The sequence below is a fragment of the uncultured Neisseria sp. genome (assembly GCF_951230505.1).
Classification (GTDB): Bacteria; Pseudomonadota; Gammaproteobacteria; order Burkholderiales; family Neisseriaceae; genus Neisseria.
The window spans coordinates 1-4,789 of record NZ_CATNVN010000140.1 but is presented as its reverse complement, the minus strand read 5'-3'; the positions used below and the strand labels follow the sequence as shown (position 1 = coordinate 4,789).

Sequence of the window (4,789 nt, the reverse complement as noted above, 5' to 3'; positions counted from 1 at the left end):
GGCTTGCCTTCCATGAATTTCACTGCGCCTTCGTTGGCAAGGGCGGCGGCTTCGAGGTCGGCTTTGGATGCGTCGGCGGCAACGGTGATTTTGCCGCGCAGTTTGCCGTTGACTTGAACCATCACTTCGATTTCGGATTTGACCAAGGCTGCTTCATCGACTGTCGGCCAGCCTGCTTCCCACAGTTTTGCGCCGTTCAATTCGCTCCACAGGGTTTCGCAGATGTGCGGCACAATCGGCCACAGTAGGCGTACGGCGGCTTCCAATACTTCTTGGGCGACGGCGCGGCCTTGTTCGCTGCCGGTGTCGGTTTTATCGTATTGGTTGAGCAGTTCCATTACGGCGGCGATGGCGGTGTTGAACTGCTGACGGCGGCCGTAGTCGTCGCTGACTTTGGCGATGGTGGAATGCAGTTTGTGTCGCAGGTCTTTGAGTTCTTTAGACAAACCGTCTTGGTTGCCTGTGAACGCTTTGACCGCTTCGCCTTGCTTCAAGTATTCGTAAACGGTGCGCCACAGACGACGCAGGAAGCGGTGTGCGCCTTCGACGCCGCTGTCGCTCCATTCGAGGGACTGTTCAGGCGGTGCGGCGAACATCATGAACAGGCGGGCGGTGTCCGCGCCATAGGCATTAATCAGCTCTTGCGGATCGACGCCGTTGTTTTTGGACTTGGACATTTTTTCCGTGCCGCTGATGACGACAGGCAGTCCGTCTGCTTTCAGAACGGCGGAAACAGGGCGGCCTTTGTCGTCGAAAGTCAATTCGACATCGGCGGGGTTGATCCAGTCTTTGCCGCCTTTGTCGTTTTCGCGGTAGTAGGTTTCGCAAACGACCATGCCTTGCGTCAGCAGGCGTTCAAACGGTTCGTCAACATTGACTAAGCCTTCGTCGCGCATCAGTTTGGTGAAGAAACGCGCGTACAGGAGGTGCAGAATCGCGTGTTCGATACCGCCGATGTATTGGTCGACCGCGCCCCAGTATTTCGCGGCTTCAGTCGATACCATGCCTTCTGCGAACTTGGGCGACATATAGCGGAAGAAATACCAGCTTGATTCCATGAAGGTGTCCATGGTGTCGGTTTCGCGTTTCGCCGCGCCGCCGCAGCATGGGCAGGTGGTTTCGTAAAACTCTGGCATTTTTGCCAGCGGCGAACCCATACCGTCGGGTACGACGTTTTCAGGCAGGATGACGGGCAGTTGGTCGGCAGGGACGGGAACGTCGCCGCATTTTTCGCAATGGACGATGGGAATCGGGCAGCCCCAGTAGCGTTGACGGGAAATACCCCAGTCGCGCAGGCGGTATTGGGTTTTCGGTTCGCCTGCGTCTTGGCTTTGCAGCTTGGCGGCGATGGCGTCGAAGGCCGTCTGAAAATTCATGCCGTCCAAGTCGCCGCTGTTGACCAAGATGCCGTTTTCTTTGTCGCTATACCACTCTTGCCATTGGTTTTCGTCGAATGCGTTGTCGCCGACGGCAATGACTTGTTTTTTCGGCAGATTGTATTTGGTGGCGAACTCAAAATCGCGTTCGTCGTGCGCCGGAACCGCCATCACTGCGCCGTCGCCGTAGCCCCACAATACATAGTTGGCAATCCACACTTCCAGTTTGTCGCCATTGAGCGGGTTGACGACGTAGCGGCCGGTCGGTACGCCTTTTTTCTCCATCGTCGCCATATCGGCTTCGGCAACGGAGCCCGCTTTGCATTCGGCGATAAATGCCTGCAATTCGGGTTTGTCGGCGGCTGCGGCGGTTGCCAGCGGATGCTCGGCGGCAACGGCAACATAAGTTGCGCCCATCAGCGTGTCGGGGCGGGTAGTATAAACTTGCAGGAATTTCGCGTAATCGCCTTCCAAACCTTGTTTGCTGTCGTCTGAAACGGCGAAGCGCACGGTCATGCCGCGAGATTTGCCGATCCAGTTGCGCTGCATGGTTTTGACTTGCTCAGGCCAGTGTTCCAGTTTGTCCAAGTCATTGAGCAGCTCTTCGGCGTAATCGGTGATTTTGAAGTAATACATCGGGATTTCGCGTTTTTCGATCAACGCGCCGGAACGCCAGCCGCGCCCGTCGATGACTTGCTCATTGGCTAATACGGTTTGGTCGACGGGGTCCCAGTTTACCGTGCCGTTTTTGCGATAGACGATGCCTTTTTCAAACAGCTTGGTAAACAGCCATTGTTCCCAGCGGTAGTATTCGGGTTTGCAGGTGGCGACTTCGCGCTCCCAGTCAATCGCAAAACCCAGGCTTTTGAGCTGGGTTTTCATGTATTCGATGTTGTCGTAGGTCCATGCGGCAGGGGCGACGTTGTTTTTCATCGCCGCATTTTCCGCAGGCATACCGAACGCGTCCCACCCCATGGGCTGCATGACGTTGAAGCCATTTAAGAGTTTGAAGCGGCTCAATACGTCGCCGATGGTGTAGTTGCGCACATGCCCCATGTGCAGCTTGCCGCTAGGGTAGGGGAACATGGAGAGGCAGTAGTATTTGGGTTTGGAAGCGTCTTCGGAGACGTTGAAAATACGGGCGTCATCCCATTTTTTCTGCGCCGCAGGCTCGATGGCGGCGGGTTGGTAATGTTCTTGCATGGTCATTCTGTTTTTCGCTTGAAAACGTTGGAAAAAATAAAGATGGGATTATAGCAGGTTGTCGGGCCTGTCGGTTTGACAAAGGCCGTCTGAATGTTTGGATGTCGGAAAAGCACAATTTCAGACGGCCTTGAAAATACTGACTTGAGTTTTTGATACTCGCCCACATATCCCACCCAGTTTGAATTCATTCTTAACACTATCAAAATTATGAGCAATAAAGATTTTTACGAAACCCTTGGTGTTGCCCGTAGCGCTAGCGACGATGAAATCAAAAAAGCCTACCGCAAGCTGGCAATGAAATACCATCCCGACCGCAACCCTGACAACAAAGAAGCGGAAGAAAAATTTAAAGAAGTCCAAAAAGCTTACGACACCTTGTCTGACAAGGAAAAACGTACCATGTACGACCAATACGGCCATGCCGCGTTTGAACAGGGCGCAGGTGCGGGCGGATTCGGTGGCTTTGGCGGTTTTGGCGGTCAAGGCGGATTCGGTGGCGCGCAAGGCTTCGATTTTTCCGATATTTTCAGCCAAATGTTCGGCGGTGGCGGCAGCGCAGGCGGCCGTCAGCCGGATTACAGCGGCGCGGACTTGCAGGTCGGCATAGAGATTTCACTTGAAGAAGCCGCCAAAGGCGTGAAAAAACGCATCAACATTCCGACTTACGAAGAATGTGATGTTTGCCACGGCTCAGGTGCCAAACCGGGCACATCCGCATCGACTTGTTCGACCTGTCACGGCTCAGGTACGGTACACGTCCGCCAAGCCATTTTCCAAATGCAGCAGACTTGTCCGACTTGTCACGGTACAGGCAAAGAAATCAAAGATCCTTGCGTCAAATGCCGTGGCGAAGGTCGCACCAAAACCAGCAAAACGGTTGAAGTCAACATTCCGGCAGGCATCGACGACGGTCAACGCATCCGCTTGAGCGGCGAGGGCGAGCCGGGTCAACACGGCGCACCGGCAGGCGATTTGTACGTCAATGTCCGCGTAAGACAGCACAAAATCTTCGAGCGCAACGGCTTAGACCTGCATTGCGAACTGCCGATCAGCTTTGCTATTGCCGCATTGGGTGGTGAAGTCGAAGTGCCGACTTTGGACGGCAAAGTCAAACTGCACATTCCGAAAGAAACGCAAACCGGCCGCCGTATGCGCGTGAAAGGCAAAGGCATCAAGTCTCTGCGTTCCAGCTCGACCGGTGATTTGTACTGCCACATTTTGGTTGAAACACCGGTCAACCTGACCGACCGTCAGAAAGAGTTGCTGGAAGAATTTGAAAAAATCTCCTCCGGCCTCGACCTCAGCCAAACCCCGCGCAAAAAATCGTTTTGGGAAAAAGTAGGCGATTTGTTCTCCGATAATTAATCGTTGTGAAAAAGGCCGTCTGAAACCTGTTTACATTGAGTTTCAGACGGCCTTTTCTATATTTTTCAGACTTTTATCATCTTTTGTTGTTTCAATATAATTTTCTGTGCCATTTCCAAAAACAGCTTCTGCTCGTCTGCAGACAGATCCGCCAAGGATTCTTGGTTGATGGCTTTGGCAATTTCGGTGGAGCTTGATTGTAAAGCACGCGCGTGTTCTGTCAGCATAATCAAACGGCTGCGTGCATCTTCAGGATTAGGCTCCCGTGTAATCAATCCGTCTCGCTCCATCCGTGCCAGAGTGTTGGCAATCGTTGCCTGCTTCAAATCGGCACGCTCAACTAATTCCTGTTGGCTCAAGCCGTCTTTATTCCATAGCTCGATCAAAATTGGAAATTGTGCAGGCGCAATCCCCAGTGGTTTTAAGCCTTCGCTCAATAAAATGGCAAATTGGCGGGCAATATGGTTCATCAAATAGCCGGCTGATTGGTCTTTGAATGAGTCGTTCACTTTGTTTCCTTTTAAAACAGATCTTTATGAATTATAGCGCAAGTATAGCTTGCTATGTTAATCAATAGCAAGCTATACTTATTTTAATTTAATAGCTTGCTATATAAATTTCAGACGGCCTATCTCAAACATTCAAAGGAAACCATGATGAACCGCAATACTTTACGCAAAATCCACGCCGCCGCAGGAGCGGGCGCATTTTTATTCATCGCTTCGTTTTGGAGCAGCACCGTGTTCAGCGAACTCTTCGGCTCGCACGAAACTGTCGCCGCCGTGAAGCAAACCATTGTTTATGCGCTGTTCGGGTTGATTGCCTGCATGGCAACCGCAGGC

At 52.5% G+C, this 4,789-nt stretch carries 3 protein-coding genes and 1 pseudogene; 2 read left to right on the top strand and 2 right to left on the bottom strand.

Annotated elements, in window-relative coordinates:
- The coding region (leuS, locus tag Q1M25_RS08180) for a leucine--tRNA ligase (RefSeq protein WP_300483772.1) at positions 1–2,579 on the bottom strand (2,579 nt) is incomplete at its 3' end.
- 210 nt (positions 2,580–2,789) lie between these two features.
- Here leuS and dnaJ point away from each other — a divergent pair.
- Positions 2,790–3,947 carry a molecular chaperone DnaJ gene (gene dnaJ / locus Q1M25_RS08175; protein ID WP_300483770.1) on the top strand — a complete coding sequence of 386 codons (1,158 nt, stop codon included), beginning with the start codon at positions 2,790–2,792 and terminating at the stop codon, positions 3,945–3,947.
- Between the two features lie 65 nt (positions 3,948–4,012).
- Here dnaJ and Q1M25_RS08170 read toward each other — a convergent pair whose 3' ends face one another.
- On the bottom strand, positions 4,013–4,417 hold the full coding sequence (locus tag Q1M25_RS08170) for a MarR family winged helix-turn-helix transcriptional regulator (RefSeq protein WP_049332004.1): 405 nt from the start codon (positions 4,415–4,417) through the stop codon (positions 4,013–4,015).
- A 183-nt stretch (positions 4,418–4,600) separates the two neighbouring features.
- Here Q1M25_RS08170 and Q1M25_RS08165 point away from each other — a divergent pair.
- Positions 4,601–4,789: pseudogene (locus tag Q1M25_RS08165) on the top strand (hypothetical protein); the annotation flags it as partial.